The following is a 20385-nucleotide window of genomic DNA, read 5'->3' on the forward strand; positions in this document are numbered from 1 at the left end:
CGCATTCCGCGATCGGGGTTCCGGGGCCGTCCCCCTCGGGTGGGGGAGTGGCGGTGGTATGCCAGGTACAACGCCTCGGCCCCGGCGGCGATTCCGCCGTGCGGGTGGCCCCGGCCACGGGACGATCGGGCACGAACGGGTTTGTCCGGTGCGGGACCTCCCGCCACGAAACGGACATTCGGCCCGTCACCGGACCCGGTGCGGTGGGTGGACGACCCGGCTCAGTCGGCCCGGATCAGGTCGACCACCGCGTCCCGGGCCGCCCGGACGGCCTCGCGGGACTGCTCGGTGTGGTCCAGGATGTCGAAGGCGTGCTGACCGTCCGGCACCTCCACCAGACGCACCGGTCGCCCGACCTGGGCGGCGGCGTCGAGGAACGCCGCGATGCCGGCCAGCAGCCCGGGGAGCTTGTCCTGCCCGGCCCGGGTCAGCACCACCGGCGTCGTCGAGCCCGTGCCGAGGGCGTCGATCGGCAGGAACCGTGCCGGCACCTCCCAGCCGGGCAGCGGGACGAGCAGCGGATAGGTCAACGCGATCCCCCGCACCCAGTCCGGTGCGGCGCGCAGCCAGTCGGCCGCCAGCAGGCCCCCACCGGAGAAGAACCAGAGCACCACCCGCTGCGCGTCCACCCGGGGATCGGACCGGACGGCCTCGACCAGGCCGGCGATCTCGTCGGCGGTGGTGGGCAGCCCGGCGAGGTCGGTCACCCGGTAGCTGATGACGGCGGCGACCAGGCCCTGCTCGGCGAGCAGCGCCCCGTAGCCCCGGTAGAGCAGCCAGTCCCGGGGGTCCGGCGCGCCCGGCGGAAGCGGGGCACCGTGCACCACGACCACCACGGGGTGCGGACCGGGGCCGGTCGGCAGGTGCAGGTCGACCTGGCCGTGCCGCTCCACCGGCGCGGTGGGCGGTGACAACACGAAGGGTTGCTGCTCGACCGCACCATCCATGCCGGGAGCCTAGCCGTCGGCGGCCCGCCCGACTGCCCCGTCGGGGCCGCCGTGGGTGCCGTCCGTGGCCGACCGGCGACGGACGGCCCGGGGTCGGTCAGGCCGGGTCGTCGGCGGGCTTCGCGGCCTCGGCGTGCCGCTGCCGCAGCCGGTCCCGGATCTCCTCCGGGGTGTACGCGCGACGCCGCCGTTCGGCGCGGGCGACGACCACGCCGGTCGCGGCGACCCCCGCGATACCCGCCAGCCCGAGGACCTTCCACCACTGCATCCGTTGCCGCATCGGCCTAGGGTAGACGCTCATGAGCATCAGCCTGGACGAGGCCGTCGACCTGAGCCGTACCGGTGACGTGTGGGTGTTCCGGGGGCGCAGCGTGCCGGACCGGGCCATCCAGTTCACCACCAACAGTCCCGTCAACCACGTCGGCATGGCGGTGGTGCTGGACGACATGCCGCCGTTGATGTGGCACGCCGAGCTGGGGCGGTCGTTGCGGGACATGTGGACCGGCACCCACCAGCGGGGTGTGCAGCTGCACGACCTGCGCGACGCGGTCTGCGTCTGGGCCAACCGGTACGGCCAGCGCGCCTGGCTGCGTCAGCTCGAACCGTCGGCCGACCTGGCGATGGAGCAGGCGGTGCTGCAGACCGTGGCCCGGCTCGACGGCACCCCGTTCCCGTCCACCGCCCAGTTGGCCTGGCGGTGGGCCCGGGGGCGGGTCCCGCAGCTGCGCATCCCGTTGCCCCTGCCGGGTCGGCGGGACCGGGACGGCGAGCCGGCCGACCGGCAGCCCGGCGACCGCGCACTGGAGACCGCGTACTGCGCGGAGGTGGTGGCGGTGACCTACGAGGCGATGGGGTTGCTGCCGCCCGGCCGCCGGCCCAACTGGTACGACCCGGGCCGGTTCTGGAGCGGCGACGACCTCGACCTGGCCGGCGACGCACGGCTGGGCGCGGAGATCGAGGTACGCATCCCGCCCCGATGAGGTTTGCCGACGGGCGACGACGGCAACTGGTGACGCCGTGAGAGCTTCCACCGATCTGGATACGCTGAGCGACTTCTTCGACCGTTACGGGGTGGCACTCACCACCGGTGACGTGCCCGCCATCGCCGGCTGTTACGCCCTGCCCGGGCTGGTGGTCGCCGACAGCTACAGCTTCTCGTTCAGCACGATGGCCGCCGTCGCGCTCTCCTTCGTCGGTGCCGCGCCCGACTACCAGGAACGGGAGCTGGTCGCGGCGCACGCGCTGATCGAGCAGGTCGAGCCGGTCTCCGCCCTGCTGACCATGGTCGCCGTGCGGTGGGAGTTCCTGGACAGCCAGGGGCGGGCGGTGCCCGGGGAGCGCTACCGCTACCTGCTGCGTGGCACCGAGGACGGCCCGGCGATCTGCACCGTCATCCGGACCGGCTGACCTGCGCGCGCCGGGCCTACCGCCCCCGGTGATCATCGCTACTGGACGGTCGCTAATCTCTGCGTACGGGATCGACCGAGGAGGATCATGCCGGGGACGCGCTGGACGCGGTGGACGTCTCGGTTGCCCCACGCGATCGCCGCGCTGCCCTGGACGCTTGCCTCGATCGCGGTGATCGTGCTGCTCTTCCTGCTGGTCAAGGCGTTGGTGGCGGTGCTCGGTCACGACCGTTACGCCGAGCACGGCGCCGGATCGCGCAGCGAGGCCATCATGGTGCCGGGTGTGCCGGTGGCGACCGAGTCGGTGCTGCCGTCGCCCTCGCCCACCAGGACCCGCCCGGACTCCGGTGGCGGACCGGGCGTGGCCCCGCCACCGGCCGGTCGACCGCCCACCGCGTCCCGGTCGGCCACGCCGTCGGCGTCCGTGTCGCCGTCGGCCGCGACGCCCTCGCCGAAACCGACCACGCTGCTCAACGACGACGCCCCGGGCATCTCCTACCGGGGGCGGTGGGCGGTCTCCCGGGACCGGCCGTACGGCGACCACCGCGACGACGTTCACTACACGATCCACGACGGGGACTCGTTCAGCTTCACGTTCACCGGCACGGGGCTGGACTACATCACGTCGCGGGACCCGGAGTACGGGGATGCCGACGTGTGGGTCGTCGATGCCGGCGGCCGGCCGGTGAAGCAGCAGCGGGTGAGCGCGCGGGCGAACCGTTACCAGCCCCAGCAGACGGTGTTCAGCGTCAGGGACCTTCCGCTCGGGACGTACACCATCTGGGCGGTCAAGCGGAACGGCGTCTACTTCCAGGTGGACGCGTTGCGGGTACGGGGCTGACGAACGGCGAACTGTCCGGTTAGGACAAAATCCGGTGCCTCAGCCACTTTCCGGCAAACGCCGGGATCGTTACTCTTCTCGGACGGGGCCGACCAGGGAGGGTCATGTCCGGCATGCGTCGCGCACAACCGCGGGCACACGGAGCGGGTGCGCTGGCGTCGTCGCCATGGGTCGTGGTCGCCACCGGGGTGCTGGTGATGGTCGTGCTCCTGATCGTGGCGCTGGCGTCGTACCGCAGCCGTGGGCCGGCGTTCGAGGCGCGGCCGGCCGATCCGGTGCCGGCCTACTCGCTGCCCGGGTCGGGGGTGACCGACCGGGCGCCGGTGGCGGCGAACCTGCCCGAACCGGTCGTCCCCGGTCTGACGCCCCGCCGCACCGACCCGCTGCCGGTCGAGCTGCCCGCCGACGTCGTCGGGGGTGACCCGTCGGGTGGTGGCGGTGCGGTGTCCTCGCCGCCCGACGGGGTCGTGGTGCCGCCCGACGACGGAGGTACGCCGCCCGCCCCGCCGGCCCCGCAGGCCACGCCGCCCGCGCCACCGGCCCCGCCGTCGTCGCCGATGACGGGTCGGTTCAGCGTGCGGGACAGTTGGAACAACGAGGCGTTCATCGGTGAGGTGCTGCTGCACAACCGGGACCGGGTGGCCCGGCCCTGGACGGTGCGGCTGGTCCCGCCCGCCGGCAGCAGGCTGGTCACCTCGTGGGTGGAGGGTGCGCCGCAGGGCACCCCCCGGATGTCGGGTGGGGTGTTCACGTACACCAGTGGGGTGAACGTCGCGCCGGGGGCGTCGGTGCCGTTGCGGTTCCACTTCGAGAACACCGGGGGCAGCATCCGGCCGTCGCGCTGCACGGTCGACGGGGTGGCCTGCTCCGGTCTCTGACCGTCGCGTCGGGTCACCGGTCCGGTTGCCGTCGCTGCAAGGTTGCTGCTTTGTTGCGACTTGGTTTGCAAGGTATTGCAGAACCCTTTCGGAAGGGGCTAGCGTGCGGGCGAATCAGCGACCATAGGAAGGCCGTCGATGAAACCCCCGCTGCCGCGCAAGGCGCTGCTCGCCCTGGTCTCCACCCTCACCCTCGCCCTCGTCGGCGTGCCGGTCGCCGTCCGCCACCTCGGTGCCGACGCCACCGACCGCCCGTCCACCATCGACGCTCTCGCCGCGGCCGGTGCCGCCCAGTGGGGTGCCGAACCCACCACCGAGGCCCTGCTCGCCGCCGGCACCGGTAAGGGACGCGCCGAGCAGTTCTACTTCGTCCTGCCGGACCGGTTCGCCAACGGCGACCGCCGCAACGACACCGGCGGTCTCACCGGCGACCGGCTGCGCACCGGGCTCGACCCGACCGACAAGGGCTTCTACCACGGTGGCGACCTCAAGGGCGTCATCGACAAGCTCGACTACATCCAGGGGCTCGGCACCACCGCCATCTGGCTGGCGCCGGTGTTCAAGAACCGCCCCGTGCAGGGCAGCGGCGCGGACGTCTCCGCCGGCTACCACGGCTACTGGATCACCGACTTCACCCAGGTCGACCCGCACTTCGGCACCAACGAGGAGATGAAACGGCTGGTCAGGCTGGCCCACCAGCGGGGCATCAAGGTCTACCTCGACGTCATCGTCAACCACACCGCCGACGTCATCTCCTACGCCGAGGGCAAGTACGCGTACGTCGACAAGAAGACGTCGCCGTACACCGACGCGCAGGGGCGTGAGTTCGAGGACCGCAACTACGCCGACGGCACCCGGGACTTCCCGAGGGTGAACGCCGACGCCGGCCCGTACACGCCGACCTTCGCCAGCCCCGCCGACGCGGGCGTCAAGGTGCCGGCCTGGCTCAACGACCCGACGATGTACCACAACCGGGGTGACTCCACCTTCGCCGGCGAGAACAGCGAGTACGGCGACTTCTACGGCCTCGACGACCTGTGGACCGAGCGGCCCGAGGTGGTCAAGGGCCTGACCAAGGCGTACGGCGACTGGATCGCCAGCACCGACGTCGACGGGTTCCGGCTGGACACCGTCAAGCACGTCAACCTCGACTTCTGGCCGCAGTTCAGCCAGGGCATCAAGCGCGCCGCCGACTCCGCCGGCAAGAAGGACTTCTTCATGTTCGGCGAGGTCTACAGCGCCGACCAGGAGGTCACCTCCACCTACGTACGGCGCGGCGGGCTGCCGGCCACCCTCGACTTCTCCTTCCAGGAGGCGGCGCGCGGCTACGTCACCACCGACGGATCGGCGAAGGCGCTGGCCGACGTCTACGCCAAGGACCCGCTGTACGCCGCCCGGGACACCGACGCCGGCCGGCTGACCACCTTCCTCGGCAACCACGACATGGGCCGGATCGGCTCGTTCATCGCCGCCGCCGGGGGCGACGACGCCCGTCAGCTCGGTCGGGACCGCCTCGCCCACCAGCTGATGTTCCTCACCCGGGGGCAGCCGGTCGTCTACTCCGGCGACGAGCAGGGCTTCACCGGGCCGGGCGGGGACAAGGACGCCCGGCAGGACATGTTCGCCACCCGCACGGCGGACTACCTCGACGACGACCTGATCGGCACCACCCGCACCCACGCCGCGGACCAGTACGACACCGACCACCCGCTGTACCGCACCATCGCCGAGCTGGGCCGGCTGCGGGCCGCGCACCCCGGCCTGCGCGACGGGGTGCAGGTCACCCGGTACGCCGCCGACGGGCCGGGGGTCTTCGCCTTCTCCCGGATCTCCCCGGCCGACCGCACCGAGTACCTGGTGGCGGTGAACAACGCCGGCACCCCGCAGACTGTCACCGTGCAGACCTGGTCACCCGGCACCGCCTTCACCGGCACCTACGGCAGCACGGCCACCCCGACCGCTGGCACCGACGGAAAGCTGAGCGTGACCGTGCCCGCCGGGGCGGCGGTGGTGCTCCGGGCCGGCCGGCCCGTCCCACAGGCCACCGCCAAGCCGACCGTCACCCTCACCGAGCCGGGCACCGACCCGGTCGCCACCCGGGCCGCCGTCACCGCTCAGGTGACAGGTGACCCGCTGGCCACCGTCACCGTCGCCGCCCGGGTCGCGGGTGGAAAGTGGACCCTGCTGGGCAGCGCGCACACCGCGCCGTACACCGTGCACCACGACCTGACCGGGCTCGCCGGGGGCACCCGGGTCGAATACAAGGCGGTGGTCCGCGACGGGAAGGGGCGGACGACCGCCACCCGGTCGACCGGGGTGGTCGGCACCCCGGCGCAGGGCGCGTCCCGGGACTGGGTGGTGGTGCACTACCAGCGCCCCGCCGGGGACTACGCCGACTGGGGGCTGTACGCCTGGGGTGACCTCGATCCGGCGTACGTCACGCAGTGGCCCGCCGGGCAGCCGTTCGCCGGGGAGGACTCGTACGGCCGGTTCGCCTGGGTGAAGCTGAAGCCCGGCGCGAAGTCCGTCGGGTTCCTCGTGGTCGACAAGGCGGGAAACAAGGACGTCGCCAACGACCGCACCGTCGACGTGACCGCCACCGGTGAGGTCTGGGTCAAGCAGGGCGACCCGGCGCTCTATCCCACCCGGCAGGCCGCCACCGGCGAACCCGACCCGGCCGTCGACCCGGGCACCGCGATCATCCACTGGCGCAAGGCCGACAACGACTACGCCGGCTGGGGCCTGCACCTGTGGGACGGGGCGGCCACCCCGACCGACTGGGCCAGCCCGCTCCTGCCCGAGAAGGTGGACTCCTTCGGCGCGCTGTTCCGGGTGCCGCTGGCGGCCGGCGCGACCGGGCTCAACTACATCATCCACCGGGGCGACACCAAGGATCAGCCCGACGACCAGCGCCTCGACCTGACCGGCGTCGGCCACGAGGTCTGGCTGCTGGGCGGGGTGCCCGGCCGGCTGCTCCCCGCCACCGCCACCGGGACGACGAAGGACCTCGACATCACGAAACAGCAGGCGCAGTGGATCGACAGGTCCACCGTCACCTGGGCCGTCGGCCCGACCGACGGCAGGGCGTACGCCCTGGTGGCCGCCCCGGCGGGTGGGCTGAGTGTGGTCGACGGGGAGCTGTCCGGGACGTACACCTCGCTGCCGTTGCGGGCGCAACGCAACGGGCTCACCGAGGCGCAGCGGGCGGCCTTCCCGCACCTGTGGGCCCACCAGGCGTTCCGTCTCGACCGGGCCGACCTGGCGAAGGTGCCGGCGGCGCTGCGCGGGCAACTCGTGGTGACCGAACGCGACGCCCGGGGGGCGCTGCTGCGCGCGACCGGGGTGCAGATCCCCGGCGCGCTCGACGACGTCTACCGGGCCGCCACCGACGCGACGCTCGGCGTCAGCTTCGCCGGTAAGGTGCCCACCCTCGCGGTCTGGGCACCCACCGCCCGCACCGTCACCCTCGAACTGTCCGACACGCCGTCGGCGCAGCCGCGCACGGTGGCGATGCGCCGCGACGACCGTACCGGCGTCTGGTCGGTACGCGGCAGCCGCGACTGGACCGGCCGGTACTACCGCTACCGGGTCGAAGCCTGGCAACCGGCCGCCCAGAAGATCGTCACCGCCTCGGTCACCGACCCCTACTCGGTGGCGCTCGCGGCGGACTCCACGCACAGCCAGATCGTCGACCTGACCGACCCGGCGCTCGCCCCCGCCGGCTGGTCCGGGCTGCGCAAGCCGGCCGCGACGCCCGCGTCGCGGGCGCAGATCTCCGAACTGTCGGTACGCGACTTCTCCATCGCCGACACCACCGTCCCGGCCGACCGGCGGGGCACCTACCTGGCCTTCACCGACCCGGGCACGGCCGGCATGAAACACCTCAAGGCGCTCGGCGACGCCGGGGTCAACTACCTGCACCTGCTGCCGGTGTTCGACTTCGCCACCATCCCCGAGAAGTGGGCCGACCAGCGGCAGCCCGACTGCGACCTGGCGGCACTGCCCCCGGACTCCGACCGGCAGCAGGCGTGCGTCGCGGCGGTCGCCGACACCGACGGCTACAACTGGGGGTACGACCCGCTGCACTACACCGTCCCCGAGGGCGGCTACGCCGTCGACCCGGACGGGGCGCGGCGGACCGCGGAGTTCCGCCGGATGGTCGCCGGGATCAACGGCGCCGGCCTGCGGGTGGTGCTGGACGTGGTCTACAACCACACCTCCGCCGCCGGCACCGATCCGAAGTCGGTGCTGGACCAGGTGGTGCCCGGCTACTACCACCGGCTGCTCGACGACGGCACCGTCGCCAACTCGACCTGCTGCGCCAACACCGCCCCCGAGCACGCCATGATGGGCAAGCTGGTGGTCGACTCGCTGGTCGTCTGGGCCAAGCAGTACAAGGTGGACGGCTTCCGGTTCGACCTGATGGGCCACCACCCGAAGGCCAACATCCTGGCCGTCCGGGCCGCGCTGGACCGTCTCACCCTCGCCCGCGACGGTGTCGACGGGAAGAAGATCCTGCTCTACGGCGAGGGCTGGAACTTCGGCGAGGTCGCCGACGACGCCCGGTTCGTCCAGGCCACCCAGGCCAACATGGCCGGCACCGGGATCGGCACCTTCAACGACCGGCTCCGCGACGCGGTACGCGGTGGCGGCCCCTTCGACGGCAACCCGCGCGTGCAGGGCTTCGCCTCCGGCCTCTACACCGACCCCAACGGCGACGACGCCAACGGCACCGCCGTTGAGCAGAAGGCCCGGCTGCTGCACCAGCAGGACCTGATCAAGGTGGGGTTGACCGGCAACCTGCGCGGTTACCGGTTCACCGACTCCGCCGGCCGGCAGGTCACCGGGGCGCAGGTGGACTACAACGGCTCCCCGGCCGGCTACACCGCCGCCCCCGGCGAGGCGGTCACCTACGTCGACGCGCACGACAACGAGATCCTGTACGACGCGCTGGCGTACAAGCTGCCGACCGGGACCTCGGCGGCGGACCGGGCCCGGATGCAGGTGCTGGCCCTGGCCACCACCGCTCTCGGGCAGGGCACCGGCTTCGTGGCGGCCGGCTCCGAGCGGCTGCGCTCCAAGTCGCTGGACCGCAACTCCTACAACTCCGGTGACTGGTTCAACCAGATCCGCTGGGACTGCGCCCAGGGCAACGGCTTCGGCGTCGGCCTCCCCCCGGCGGCGGACAACCAGGACAAGTGGCCGTACGCCAAACCGTTGCTGGCCGACCCGGCCCTGGTGCCGGGCTGCGCCGCGATCGACCTGGCCGACGCCCGGTACGCGGAGCTGCTGGAGATCCGGCGGTCGTCGCCGGTGTTCGGGCTGACCACCGCCGCGCAGGTGCAGCAGCGGGTCGCGTTCCCGCTGTCCGGGGCGAAGGAGACCCCGGGGGTGCTCACCATGACCCTCGACGCCCGGGGGCTCGGTGGCCGGTGGAAGACGGTGACCGTGGTCTTCAACGCCACCCCGGCGACGGCGAAGCAGACGGTGACCGGGCTACGGGGCACCGACACCGCCCTGCACCCGGTGCTGGCCGGCTCCGCCGACCCGGGGCTGCGGACCGCCACGTTCGACCGGTCGGCGGGCACCTTCACCGTGCCGGCGCGCAGCGTGGCGGTCTTCGTCCAACGCTGACCCGGCGCTGCTCCGTCGGGTGCCGGCGCGGGGGTGCGTCGTTCGGCGCTGGTCCGGCGGTGCGTCGCACGGTGCCGGTGCCGGTGCGGGCGGTGCGTCGTGCGGCGCTGGTCCCGCGGTGCTCGCACGGTGTCGGCGCGGGTGACGACCGGCCCCCCTCCGCGTGCTGCGGAGGGGGGCCGGTGCGTGCGCCGCCGTCACCGACGGCATGTCACCCGAGGATGCTCAGCCGAAGCAGTTCGGGATGGTGTCGCCCGGGATCGCCAGGCAGTTGGTCGGACGGTTCGCGACGATCGCGGACTTGTCGTCCACGTTCACCACACCCTCGAAGGTGAACACACCGCCGGGGGCGAGGGTGGCGAAGTTGTTGGCGACCTTCGTCCGGCTGAGGTTGACCTCGCCGAAGATGTTGAAGATGCCGCCGCCGACGCCGATCGGACCGAGGGCCCGGTTGGCGACGACCTCGGACTCACGCACCGTGGTGACGCTGTCCGCGTTGAACAGCCCGCCGCCGAAGAAGCCGGCGGTGTTCTCCTTGAGGTAGCTCTTCTCGATGGTGACCGCGCTGTCGAACGCGACGGCCACGCCACCGCCGACGCCCGCGGTGCTGTTCTTGGCCACCGTCGAGTGGTGCACGTTGACCTGGGCGTCCGCCACGGCGATACCGCCACCGGCGAGTACGGCGGTGTTCGACAGCAGTTCCGTGGAGTGCACGGTGGTGTTGCCGCCGATGTCGAGCAGACCGCCGCCGAAGCCGAGCGTCTCGTTGTCGGTGATCTTGGACTTCTCGATCAGGGCGGTACCCCCGTCGACGTCCTCGGTGAAGATCTCCGCGGCGCCGTTGGAGACACCGCCACCACCGACGATGGCGGTGTTGTCGGTGATCGTGGACTCGTCGACCGTGAGCAGGCCGGCGTTGAAGATGCCACCGCCGAAGAAGAAGGCGGTGTTGTGGGCGACCTCGGTGTGCCGCAGCGACGTGGTACCGAAGTTGGCCAGCCCGCCGCCGTTGCCGCCGGACTGGTTCAGCACGACCGAGGTGTCGAACAGGTTGGCGGCACCGCCCGGCTGCACCAGGATCCCGGCGCCGTCGTTGACGCCCGGCTCCTCGATCAGGGTGGTGGCCTTCCCCGGCTTGGCCTTCGGCGCGGCCTTCACCGTGGCCTTGCGGGCGGCCTTCGGCGCGGCCTTCAGACCGGCCTTCGGGTTCGCCTTACGGGCGGCGAGCGCCTGGGCCAGCGGGGTGCCGGCCTTCACCTGGGCGGCGATCGCCTGGGAGTCCGAGTAGGCCCCCCACACCGCTGCCGCGGAGACCGGCTGCAACGCCTCGATGGTCTGCCCACCCTTGATGGTCAGGCCCTTGAGGTTCAGGTGACCGCCGGGACCCACGTTGAGGATCCGGAAGTAGTCGGCGGTGGCGTCCCGGGTGATCGTGGTGTGCTCACCCCGCAGGGTGATGTTCTGGGTGATCACCGGCAGGCCGTTGCCGTCCTGGTTGCGGGTCAGGTTGTAGGTGCAGCCCTTGGCCAGGTCCAGCACGCCGCCGTCACGGCTGTTGGCGAAGACGATGGCCTGGATGAGCCGGTCGGTGTCGCAGGGCACCTCCTTTCCACGCTCGTGGTCCTTGCCGTCACGGTCGTCCTTGCCGCCACGGTCCGGGCCCTCCTCGCCACGGCCCTCTTCGCCGCGACCGTGGTCGCCGTCCTTGGTGACCTGCTGAGTGGTGTTCCACTTCAGTCCGCTCACCCCGACCGCCCCGGCGCTGCCGGCGACGCCCACCGCGGCGAGACTGACCACACCTGTCAACCCGGCGACGCCACTGGCGAGCCAGAGCTTGCGACGGCTCCTGCTCCCCGTCGCCCGCGCGGAGGCTTCGTTGTTCGTTAGGTAGTTGGACATCGGAGCTCTCTGCCCTCTCCTCGTACCAGACAGGGTCGCCGCACGTGAGCGAGCGTCCCCTGCTACAAATCGGTTGTAGCTCCCGAAACCCACGGTATGAGAGGGTTCCTCGCTATGAGGGCAAATACGAATAAAGCCCGCTTCGGGGACGTGCTCCGCCGGGCAGGTGGTTTCCCGGACGGCCGGGCCTAGGCGGTCGATCCGCCGCACCGTGCCGCATCCGTGCCGTCACGGCCACCCCGGCCCAGGGCCACCCCGGTCCCCGAGCCCGTGCCCCGTGCCCCGAGCCCGTGCCCCGTGCCCCGAGCCCGTGCCCCGTGCCCCGAGCCCGTGCCCCGTGCCCCGAGCCCGTGCCGCGTGCCGCGTGCCGCGTGCCGCGTGCCGCGTGCCGCGTGCCGCGTGCCGCGTGCCGCGTGCCGCGTGCCGCGTGCCGCGTGCCGCGTGCCCCGAGTCGCGAGTCGCGTGCCCCGAGCCCTGAGCCCCGCGCCGCGTGCCCCGAGTCGCGTGCACTGTCCTCGTTCTCGCCCGCAAGGTCGTGCTGTTTCCAGGTTGTAGTGGCCTCACGAGCGACCGAGGCCACTACAACCTGGTTCGAGCGTGATCATGAAGGGGTGCGCGGGGCAGCGTGGGGAGGGGAGAGCCGCGCTGTGGGTGCCGGGGCGGCCGGACGACTGCGGCCCTGCTGCCGGTGCCGGGCCCCGATGGGGCGACGCGCACCGGCGGCAGGGCCACCGTGGGTGATGCCCGGACGGCTCGGCCGGATGGGTCGAGCGGCCGAGGTCGGACGAGTGGTGCAAGCGGTCGTCGGGTCGGCGGGACGGGTCCGGCGGGCCGGGCCGGGTCGGGCGCGTCGGGCCGGGCGGGCCGGGTCGGGCGGGCCGGGCCGGGTCGGGCGCGTCGGGCCGGGTCGGGCGCGTCGGGCCGGGCGGATGGGGGGGTGGGTGCCCACCCATCCCATCCCACCCCATCCTGGTGCCTGGTGCCTGGTGCCTGGTGCCTGGTGCCTGGTGTCGGGTCGGTCGCGGACGGGTTGCCCCGCGCTGGTCGGGTCAGCCGGGCAGGCGGGGACCCGCCTCACGCTGCTCGGCCAGCCAGGTCTCCACCTCGTCGGAGCGGCGGGGCAGACCGGCCGACAGGTTGACCGAACCGGTCGCGGTGACCAGGATGTCGTCCTCGATCCGGACCCCGATGCCGCGCAACTCCTCCGGGACCAGCTCGTCCTCCGGCTGGAAGTACAGCCCCGGCTCGACGGTGAGCACGTACCCCTCACCCAGCGCGCCGTCGCGGTACTTCTCCTTGCGGGCGTTGGCGCAGTCGTGCACGTCGATGCCGAGCATGTGGCTGGTGCCGTGCAGGGTCCACCGCCGGTAGACCGTCGAGGCCGGGTCCATCGCCTCGTCGACGCTCACCGGGAGCAGGCCGAGATCCTTGAGCGCCTCGGCGAGCACCCGCATCGAGGTCAGGTGTACCTCGCGGAACCCGACACCCGGCCGGATCGCGTCGATACCGGCCTGCTGTGCCGCGTACACCGCGTCGTAGACCTGGCGTTGCAGCGGGGTGAACCGGCCGTCCACCGGCAGCACCCGGGTCACGTCGGCGGTGTAGAGGTTGCGGTTCTCCACACCCATGTCCATCAGCAGCAACTCACCCGGGCGGGTCGCGCCGTGGTTGTGCACCCAGTGCAGGATCGTCGCGTGCTCGCCGCCCCCCACGATCGAGCTGTAGCCGACGTCGTTGCCGTCGTGCCGGGCCCGCAGCGCGAAGATCCCCTCCAGCAGCCGCTCGGAGACCCCCCGGTCGGCCGGCAGCACCCGGGCCACGTCCTCGAAGCCGCGTACGGTGGCGTCGACCGCCTCCTGGAGCTGGGCGACCTCCCACTCGTCCTTGACCAGCTTCAGCTCGGCGATGGTGATCGCCAGCTCCCGGTCGCGGCCCGGCTGCCCCTCCTCGCGGGAGCCGTCCCACGGGCGTACCGCCGCGTCGACCCGCTGGTCAAAGCCGCGCAGCACCCGGGTCCGCCCCGGTGCCATCCGGGCCAGCGCCCGGTCCAGCGCGGACAGGTCCTCGGTGGCCAGACCCAGTTCGGTGGACTTCTCGGCCAGGGTGTGCCGCCGGCCCACCCACAGCTCGCCGTGCCGGCTGCGGAAGAACTCGTCGGTCTCCCGCGAGGAACGGGGACGCATGTACAGCGTCGCGTCGTGCCCCGAGCCGTTGGGGCGCAGCACCAGGACGCTGTCCGGGTCGTGGTCGCCGGTCAGGTAGGCGAAGTCGCTGCCCGGCCGGAACGGATGGTCGGTGTCGTTGGCGCGTACCTTCTCGGTGCCGGTGGGGATGACCAGCGTCTCGCCCGGGAACGCCGCGGAGAGCGCGGCTCGCCGCTTGGCGTGGTGCGGGACCTCCGGTCGGGGCCCGACCGGCAGGCCGGTGTCGCGCCAGCCCTGCCGCATGAAGGACAGGAACGCCTCCGGGAAGTCCGGATCGTGCGATTCGGTGCCGTCCGCCGGCTTGCCGTCCGTCCGGTCCTCGGCCATGTCGGCTCCCTTCGCCTCGTCGCTCGTCCAGACGGTACTCCGACCGCGGCCGGACGGGGTGCCGGCCTTGCCCCGGCCGGACCGCCCCGGCACGGCAGCCGGGTGGGCCTGCGGTGCCGAGGGCGGCAGCCGGGTGGGCCTGCGGCGCCGAGGGCGGTGCCGGTGGGCCTACGGTGCCGGGGCGGTCCTGGTGGGCCTGCGGTGCCGGGGGCGGTGCCGGTGAGCCTGCGGAGCCGGGTGGTCACAGCGGGTCGCGGGGAGGGGGGACAGGGTCAGCGGTGCCGCGCGAGGGGAATGTGCCGCGTGGAAAGATGGCGGCCATGTGCGGACTCCTGGCCTTCTTCAGCGCGAACGGCAACGCCGCCGCCCACCGCGACAACATCGCGGGGGCGTTGGAATGCCTGCACCACCGCGGACCGGACGAGACAGGGGTCGAGGTGGTCGGTGACGCCACCGGCCACTACGCCGACGGGGTGTTCGCCCACAAGCGGCTCGCCATCATCGACGTGGCGTCCAGCCACGAGCCGCTGCCCTACGCGGGCGGCCGCTACCTGCTGACCTTCAACGGCGAGATCTACAACTACATCGAGCTGCGCGAGGAGCTGGCCCGCAACTTCGGGGCCCAGTTCGCCACCGCCGGTGACGGCGAGGTGATCGTCGCCGGCTACCACTACTGGGGCGAGCAGGTGCTCACCCGGCTGCGCGGCATGTTCGCCTTCGTCATCTGGGACAGGCAGGAGCGTCGGGCGTTCGGCGCGCGGGACTACTTCGGCATCAAGCCGCTGCACTACCTGGAGACCGCCGACGGCCTCTACCTCGCCTCCGAGAAGAAGGCGCTGCTGCCCTTCGCGCACTCCTACTACCAGGGTGACGCCGGCATCGACACCGCCAACCTCAGCCACTACCTCACCCTCCAGTACGTTCCCGAGCCCGGCACCCTGCACCAGGGGATCAGCCGGATCGGCTCCGGGGAGTACCTGACCTGGTCGCCGGGGGGCCGGCTGGACGTGCGGCGCTGGTACCGGCCGGTGTTCCGGCCCGCCCCGGTCGCCGACGAGCAGCGGCTGTACCACGAGATCCGGGAGACGCTGCGGGAGAGCGTACGGATGCACATGCGCTCGGACGTGCCGGTCGGCTCGTTCCTGTCCAGCGGCATCGACTCGACTGCCGTGGTGGCCCTGGCCCGCGAGTTCAATCCCAACATCCTCACCTTCACCGTCGGCTACGACGTGCCCGGCTACTCCGAGATCGACGTGGCCCAGGACTCGGCCCGGCATCTCGACGTGACGACGATCCCGACCAAGATCGGGCCGCAGGACATGATCGACGCGCTGCCGAAGATCGTCTGGCACCTGGACGACCCGGTGGCCGACCCGGCGCTGGTGCCGCTCTACTTCGTCGCCAAGAAGGCCGCTGAGCACGTCACGGTGGTGCTCTCCGGCGAGGGTGCCGACGAGTTCTTCGGCGGTTACACCATCTACCGGGAGCCGCTCTCCCTCGGCACCGTCAACGGGCTGCCGGGTGGGGTGCAGAAGGGCCTGCGCGCGGTCTCCAAAGCGATCCCGCAGGGGGTCAAGGGCAAGAGCTTCCTGGAGCGCGGCACCACCCCGATCGAGCAGCGCTACTACGGCAACGCCCGGATGTTCACCGAGGAGGAGAAGCAGCACCTGCTGCGCCGCTACGACCCGTCGGTGCGTTACACCGACGTCACCGCCCCGATCTACGCCGAGTGCACCGAGCTGGACGACGTCACCAAGATGCAGTACGTCGACCTTTACACCTGGCTGCGCGGCGACATCCTGGTCAAGGCGGACCGGATCTCGATGTCGCACTCGCTGGAGGTGCGGGTGCCGTTCCTGGACCGGGCGGTCTTCGACGTGGCGGCCACCATCCCGGTCGACCTGAAGCTGCCGCCCCGTTCCGACGCCACCAAGTACGCCATGCGCCAGGCGTTGCAGGGCGTCGTGCCGCCGGCCATCGTCAACCGCAAGAAGTTGGGCTTCCCGACCCCCACCCGGGTCTGGCTGCGCGGCGAGATGTACGAGTGGGCCCGGCACGTGCTGTCCACCTCCGGTGCCGGCGACCTGATCGACCTGTCGTACGCGATGCGGCTGCTGGAGGAGCACAAGCGCGAGGAGGCGGACAACTCCCGCAAGGTGTGGACGGTGCTGATCTTCTGCATCTGGCACGCCATCTTCGTGGCCAAGACCCTCGACCCGGGCATCCAGCGCAACCAGTCGGCCCTGCTCACCAAGCCGGTGGTCGGCAGCATGGTCCGCTGACCCCGCCCCCGGCACCGTCGCGACGGACACCGGGCCCGGACGGACCGGAGGCCCCCACCCGACGGGTGGGGGCCTCCGGTGTGTGCGTTCAGCGTCGGGTCACCGGCCGGAGCAGGAGACCGTCGGCAGCCCGTTGGTGCCGGAGCTGCTCGCCGTGAAGCCGAACGTGGTCGTCTTCTCCGGCGCGATCGAGCCGTTGTACGCGGCGTTGGTGACGGTCACCGTCGACCCGCTGGTGCTCAGCGAGCCGTTCCAGACCTGCGAGATCACCTGGCCGTTGGGCCAGGTCCAGCTCGCCGCCCAGCCCCCGTACGTGCGGGTGCTGTGGTTCATGATGGTGACCTCACCCTGGAAGCCGCCGTTCCAGGCGCTGACCACCTTGTAGACCGCCATGCAGTCGCTGTTGCCCGGCGGCGGGGTGGTGGTCGGCGGCGGCGGGGTCGTGGTCGGCGGCGGCGGCGTGGTGGTCGGCGGCGGCGGGGTCGTGGTCGGCGGCGGGGTGGTGGTGGGCGGCGGCGTGGTCGGGTTGTTGCCGCTGCCGACCCCGGTCACCTGGCCGTTGCCACCGTCGAAGGTGACGTCCGAGCAGCCGAAGAAGTTCTCCTGGCTGTCCGAGCGGACCCAGCGGGAGTAGATGATGTGCCGGCCGGACTTGCCCGACGGCAGGTTCCCGCTGAAGTAGTAGTGCCCCTCGTTGGTGCCCGACGCGCCCCGCTGGGGCGGGTTGGTCACCGTGAGGAACGGCTCCTCAAGGTCACTCCAGGCCAGCGGCCGGGTCGGGCTCCAGCTGTCCTTCGTTACATAGAAGTAGAAGGTGCCCGGGTGGTGCGCCCAGTTGCTGTACTTGAAGTCCAGCCGGGCACCGGACGTCAGGTGGGTCAGCGGCCAGTCGGTGCGGGCCAGGTCGTACCCGGCGAAACCGGTGTTGCCGCCGCTGCACAGCTTGCCGTCGGGGATGAAGCCGACGGTGCGGCCACCGGCGTCCGAGCGGAGCACGCTGAACCAGTTGTAGAGGGAGTTGGTGCCGCTCTGGGCGACGGCGGCGGAGCAGGCCGGGTTGTTTGGCCGGATCTCGCCGGTGGGGCTCAGGCCGTCCTGCCAGCACAGGTAGGTCCGGCTGCCCGGAACGATCGGCGTGCCGTGTGCGGCGGCCGGTTCGGGCTGCACCGTCAGGGCGACAGCCCCGAAGGCGAGGGTGGCGGCCGCGGTGAACAACGCGGCCGTACGGGAACGAAGCACGAGCTTCTCCTGATCCGCGGGGTGGCGCGAACGCCCGCCCCGCACAAGGTGAGGGATGCGTCGGTCGCGGCTCTGGCCGGCGGCCCGACAGGGGCCGACGGGCGCGTGCCGTCGGCGGTCCGTGCCCACGGACCGGTGCCTCTCGCGTCAGACCCCAGCTGATCGCCGAGCGGGTGCGGCAGCCCTCCGCGCCGGCCCGGCACCCCAATACCATCACGCCCGGACGAAGCACGCAATAGTCGTTGCTCGATGGGTGGGATCTGGTTGCCCGGCCGGCCCCGATCGGCATGGACCGTTGTGCCAGCCTGGTAGCCGACGACGACGCGCTGGGAGGCGACGTGGGGTACGCGGTGGTGCTCGGTGAGGCGCTGATCGACCTGTTGGACGCCGAGTCCGAGGGGCAGCCGGTGTTCCGGCAGGCGATCGGCGGCGGCCCGCTCAACGTCGCCGTCGGGGTGGCCCGGCTCGGCGGCACCGCCGAGTTCGTCGGCTCCCTCGGCGACGACGTGCTCGCCGGCCGCATCCGCGGCTTCCTGGCCGACGCCGGGGTCGGGCTGACCGGCGCGGTCACCGTGCCCGCACCCACCACGCTGGCGGTCACCACCCACACGGGGGCCGAGCCGGACTTCCGCTTCTACGGCGAACCACCGTCGTACGGCCTGCTCGCGGCCGACGACCTGGACGGGGTGCTGATCGAGGGCGCGGACGTGCTCTACTGCGGCTCGATCGTGCTGCTGCGCCCCCCGACGCTCGCCGCCGCCCGGCGGGCCTGGTCGCTCGCGCCCGGGCTGCGGGTCTTCGACCCCAACGTCCGGCCCCGGCTGCTGTCCGGCCCGGCGGAACTGGCCGGCCTGCGCCAGGTGGTGGTGGAGTTCGCCGCCGGCGCGCACCTGGTGAAGCTCAGCAGCGCCGACGCCGCCCTCCTCTGGCCCGACGAGCCGGTCGAGGGGGTCGCCGCGTACCTGCGGGAGGTGGGCGCGGGCACGGTGGTGGTGACCCTCGGCGCGGACGGTGCCCTGGTCGCCGCCGGTCCCGACCCGGTCCGGGTGCCCGCGCCGAAGGTCCAGGCGGTGGACGCCACCGGCGCGGGCGACTCGGTGATGGCCGCGCTCATCGCCGAGCTGCTGGCCGACGGCGAACCGACCGAGCCGACCGGCTGGCACCGGCGGGTGGCGTTCGCCCTGCGGGTCGCCGGCCTGGTCTGCGAGTCACCCGGCGGCGCGGTCGCCATGCCCACCCGGGACGCGGTACGCCGCCGCTTCGCCGACTGAGCGCGGCGTCCCACCCGGTCACCGCAGCGACCGGGTCGACGGTCGGGCCCGGCGCGGTGGCAGTCCGTCCGGCCGCCCGCGGCGGCCGGTGACTCAGGGCGTGCCGTCGAGTTCCCGGTAGCCCCGGCGGGCGGCGACCAGGCCGGGCCGGGCACCGAACGGGGAGTCGGCGGCCACCCGCTCCGGCGGGGCGTCGCCGGTGTGCGCGGCCCGGATCAGCCAGGCCAGCTCGACCAGCTGGGCGTGCTGGGCCCGGACGAACTCCACGTCCACCGGCGTGCCGTGGCCCGGCACCACCACCGTCGCGGGCGTGCTCATCCGCAGCAGGTCGGCCACGGCGTCCGGCCACTGCAACGGGTAGGACTCCTCGAAGGCCGGCGGCCCGGACTGCTCCACCAGATCCCCGGCGACCAGCACGTCGGCATCCGGCACGTGCACCACCAGATCCCCGTCGGTGTGCCCGTGCCCCGGGTGCCGCAGCACCACCCGCCGGCCGCCGACGTCCAGCACGGTCTCGGTGTGCACGGTGTGCGTCGGGGCCAGCAGGGTCGTCCCGGCCAGCTCGGCGGCGAGCCCGGGATGCTCCGCCCGCATCTCCTCGTACGCCGCCCGGCGCAGCCGGTCCGGCCGGTCCCGCAGTGCGGCGGCGGCCACCTCGTGCGCGTACACCGGGCGGGGTGGGTCGGCGGCGAGCGTCGCGTTGCCGAAGCAGTGGTCGAAGTGGTGGTGGGTGTTGACCAGCGTCCACGGGTGCGGGGTGACGGCCCGCGCCGCGGCGGCCAGCTCGGCGGCCTGACCGGCGGTGGACAGGGTGTCCACCAGCAGCGCCGCGCCGTCGCCGACCACCAGCGTGACGTTGACGTCGAGCAGCGGTTCCCGCAGCACGTGGACCCGGTCGGCGATCTCCACGAACCGGTTCGTCATGACACCCGCGCCGCCCGCTCGACGAACCGTTGCCGGTCGACCAGCGCCCGCTCCACCCGGCCCGACGCCACCGTCGTGTCGCCGTCGGTCACCGTCACCTCGAACAGCAGCCGCCGCCCGTCGGCCTCGACCAGCCGGGCGTGGGCCACCACGGTCCGCCCGACCGGAGTGGCGGCCAGGTGTGCCAGCTCGACCCGGACCCCGACCGTGGTCCGGCCGGTGGGCATCCGGGGTGCCGTCGCGGCCACCGTGGCGGCCTCGGCGAGGGCCAGCACCCGGGGGGTGGCCAGCACCGGCACGTCACCGGAGCCGACGGCCCGCGCGGTGTCGGCGTCGGCGACGGTCAGCTCCACCCGGGCGGTCAGCCCCGGCGGGAACGGTGCGTCCGGCTGTTCCAGCATGGGGTCAGCCTAGGCCCTGTGTCGAAGTTGGTCACAGCCACTCGTTGATCGCGGCGATGTGCACGGTGGCCTCGTAGCGCACGGCGAGCTTGTCGAAGCGGGTCGCCACAGCGCGGTTGCGTTTGAGTCTGT

General features: G+C 72.7%; 14 protein-coding genes and 1 pseudogene. 7 read left to right on the forward strand and 8 right to left on the reverse strand.

What is annotated here, in order from left to right:
* Nucleotides 1–221: 221 nt before the first annotated feature.
* The gene (locus tag JQN83_RS32205; RefSeq protein ID WP_208570925.1) at nucleotides 222–947 is read right to left on the reverse strand and encodes an alpha/beta hydrolase; all 726 of its coding nucleotides are present in this window, start codon (nucleotides 945–947) and stop codon (nucleotides 222–224) included.
* A gap of 97 nt (nucleotides 948–1044) precedes the next feature.
* A complete protein-coding gene (locus tag JQN83_RS32210) occupies nucleotides 1045–1248 on the reverse strand; it encodes a hypothetical protein (protein ID WP_208570938.1) in 204 nt (67 codons plus the stop codon).
* On the opposite strand from JQN83_RS32210, the gene JQN83_RS32215 reads away from it, so the two are divergent.
* The 5 genes from JQN83_RS32215 (at nucleotide 1247) to pulA (ending at nucleotide 9706) form a co-directional block, all read left to right on the forward strand.
* On the forward strand, nucleotides 1247–1927 hold the full coding sequence (locus JQN83_RS32215; RefSeq protein WP_208570926.1) for a hypothetical protein: 681 nt from the start codon (nucleotides 1247–1249) through the stop codon (nucleotides 1925–1927). The two genes, JQN83_RS32210 and JQN83_RS32215, sit on opposite strands and share 2 nt — an antisense overlap.
* Before the next feature lie 37 nt (nucleotides 1928–1964).
* Nucleotides 1965–2354 (forward strand): DUF6841 family protein, encoded by a 390-nt coding sequence (locus tag JQN83_RS32220; protein WP_208570927.1) that lies wholly within the window; start codon nucleotides 1965–1967, stop codon nucleotides 2352–2354.
* Between the two features lie 123 nt (nucleotides 2355–2477).
* A complete protein-coding gene (locus JQN83_RS32225) occupies nucleotides 2478–3194 on the forward strand; it encodes a hypothetical protein (RefSeq protein ID WP_208570928.1) in 717 nt (238 codons plus the stop codon).
* A gap of 104 nt (nucleotides 3195–3298) precedes the next feature.
* Nucleotides 3299–4072, forward strand: coding sequence for a cellulose binding domain-containing protein (locus JQN83_RS32230; RefSeq protein ID WP_208570929.1), 774 nt, complete (start codon nucleotides 3299–3301; stop codon nucleotides 4070–4072).
* A gap of 138 nt (nucleotides 4073–4210) precedes the next feature.
* Nucleotides 4211–9706: a pullulanase-type alpha-1,6-glucosidase gene (gene pulA / locus JQN83_RS32235; RefSeq protein ID WP_208570930.1), complete on the forward strand. Its 5496-nt coding sequence runs from the start codon at nucleotides 4211–4213 to the stop codon at nucleotides 9704–9706.
* A gap of 225 nt (nucleotides 9707–9931) precedes the next feature.
* Here pulA and JQN83_RS32240 read toward each other — a convergent pair whose 3' ends face one another.
* Entirely contained in the window at nucleotides 9932–11605 is a 1674-nt protein-coding gene (locus JQN83_RS32240) for a right-handed parallel beta-helix repeat-containing protein (RefSeq protein ID WP_208570931.1), read from the reverse strand.
* A gap of 1049 nt (nucleotides 11606–12654) precedes the next feature.
* Nucleotides 12655–14136, reverse strand: coding sequence for an aminopeptidase P family protein (locus JQN83_RS32245; protein WP_208570932.1), 1482 nt, complete (start codon nucleotides 14134–14136; stop codon nucleotides 12655–12657).
* A 320-nt stretch (nucleotides 14137–14456) separates the two neighbouring features.
* Here JQN83_RS32245 and asnB point away from each other — a divergent pair, with 320 nt between their 5' ends.
* Nucleotides 14457–16418: an asparagine synthase (glutamine-hydrolyzing) gene (gene asnB, locus JQN83_RS32250; protein ID WP_208570933.1), complete on the forward strand. Its 1962-nt coding sequence runs from the start codon at nucleotides 14457–14459 to the stop codon at nucleotides 16416–16418.
* A gap of 99 nt (nucleotides 16419–16517) precedes the next feature.
* Here asnB and JQN83_RS32255 read toward each other — a convergent pair whose 3' ends face one another.
* Nucleotides 16518–17657, reverse strand: a complete 1140-nt coding sequence (locus JQN83_RS32255; protein ID WP_208570934.1) for a lytic polysaccharide monooxygenase — start codon at nucleotides 17655–17657, stop codon at nucleotides 16518–16520.
* Nucleotides 17658–17995: 338 nt separating this feature from the next.
* Between JQN83_RS32255 and JQN83_RS32260 the strand changes: the two genes are divergently transcribed.
* Nucleotides 17996–18928: a carbohydrate kinase family protein gene (locus JQN83_RS32260; protein ID WP_208570937.1), complete on the forward strand. Its 933-nt coding sequence runs from the start codon at nucleotides 17996–17998 to the stop codon at nucleotides 18926–18928.
* Between the two features lie 93 nt (nucleotides 18929–19021).
* On the opposite strand, the gene JQN83_RS32265 is transcribed toward JQN83_RS32260, so the two are convergent.
* The 3 genes and pseudogenes from JQN83_RS32265 to JQN83_RS33615 all read right to left on the reverse strand — a co-directional run.
* Nucleotides 19022–19852 (reverse strand): MBL fold metallo-hydrolase, encoded by an 831-nt coding sequence (locus tag JQN83_RS32265; protein WP_208570935.1) that lies wholly within the window; start codon nucleotides 19850–19852, stop codon nucleotides 19022–19024.
* Nucleotides 19849–20253 carry a thioesterase family protein gene (locus JQN83_RS32270; RefSeq protein ID WP_208570936.1) on the reverse strand — a complete coding sequence of 135 codons (405 nt, stop codon included), beginning with the start codon at nucleotides 20251–20253 and terminating at the stop codon, nucleotides 19849–19851. The genes JQN83_RS32265 and JQN83_RS32270 overlap by 4 nt, the downstream gene beginning before the upstream one ends.
* A gap of 31 nt (nucleotides 20254–20284) precedes the next feature.
* Nucleotides 20285–20385, reverse strand: a pseudogene (locus tag JQN83_RS33615) (IS5 family transposase); the annotation flags it as partial.

It is taken from the genome of Micromonospora antibiotica, from assembly GCF_017599305.1.
GTDB lineage: Bacteria > Actinomycetota > Actinomycetes > Mycobacteriales > Micromonosporaceae > Micromonospora > Micromonospora antibiotica.

What these genes read in the sequence shown, in the direction of transcription:
- JQN83_RS32205 (WP_208570925.1), bottom strand. Translation starts at nt 947, where the DNA reads ATGGATGGTGCGGTCGAGCAGCAACCCTTCGTGTTGTCACCGCCCACC.
- JQN83_RS32215 (WP_208570926.1), top strand. Translation starts at nt 1,247, where the DNA reads ATGAGCATCAGCCTGGACGAGGCCGTCGACCTGAGCCGTACCGGTGAC.
- JQN83_RS32210 (WP_208570938.1), bottom strand. Translation starts at nt 1,248, where the DNA reads ATGAGCGTCTACCCTAGGCCGATGCGGCAACGGATGCAGTGGTGGAAG.
- JQN83_RS32230 (WP_208570929.1), top strand. Translation starts at nt 3,299, where the DNA reads ATGTCCGGCATGCGTCGCGCACAACCGCGGGCACACGGAGCGGGTGCG.
- pulA (WP_208570930.1), top strand. Translation starts at nt 4,211, where the DNA reads ATGAAACCCCCGCTGCCGCGCAAGGCGCTGCTCGCCCTGGTCTCCACC.
- JQN83_RS32240 (WP_208570931.1), bottom strand. Translation starts at nt 11,605, where the DNA reads ATGTCCAACTACCTAACGAACAACGAAGCCTCCGCGCGGGCGACGGGG.
- JQN83_RS32245 (WP_208570932.1), bottom strand. Translation starts at nt 14,136, where the DNA reads ATGGCCGAGGACCGGACGGACGGCAAGCCGGCGGACGGCACCGAATCG.
- asnB (WP_208570933.1), top strand. Translation starts at nt 14,457, where the DNA reads ATGTGCGGACTCCTGGCCTTCTTCAGCGCGAACGGCAACGCCGCCGCC.
- JQN83_RS32265 (WP_208570935.1), bottom strand. Translation starts at nt 19,852, where the DNA reads ATGACGAACCGGTTCGTGGAGATCGCCGACCGGGTCCACGTGCTGCGG.
- JQN83_RS32270 (WP_208570936.1), bottom strand. Translation starts at nt 20,253, where the DNA reads ATGCTGGAACAGCCGGACGCACCGTTCCCGCCGGGGCTGACCGCCCGG.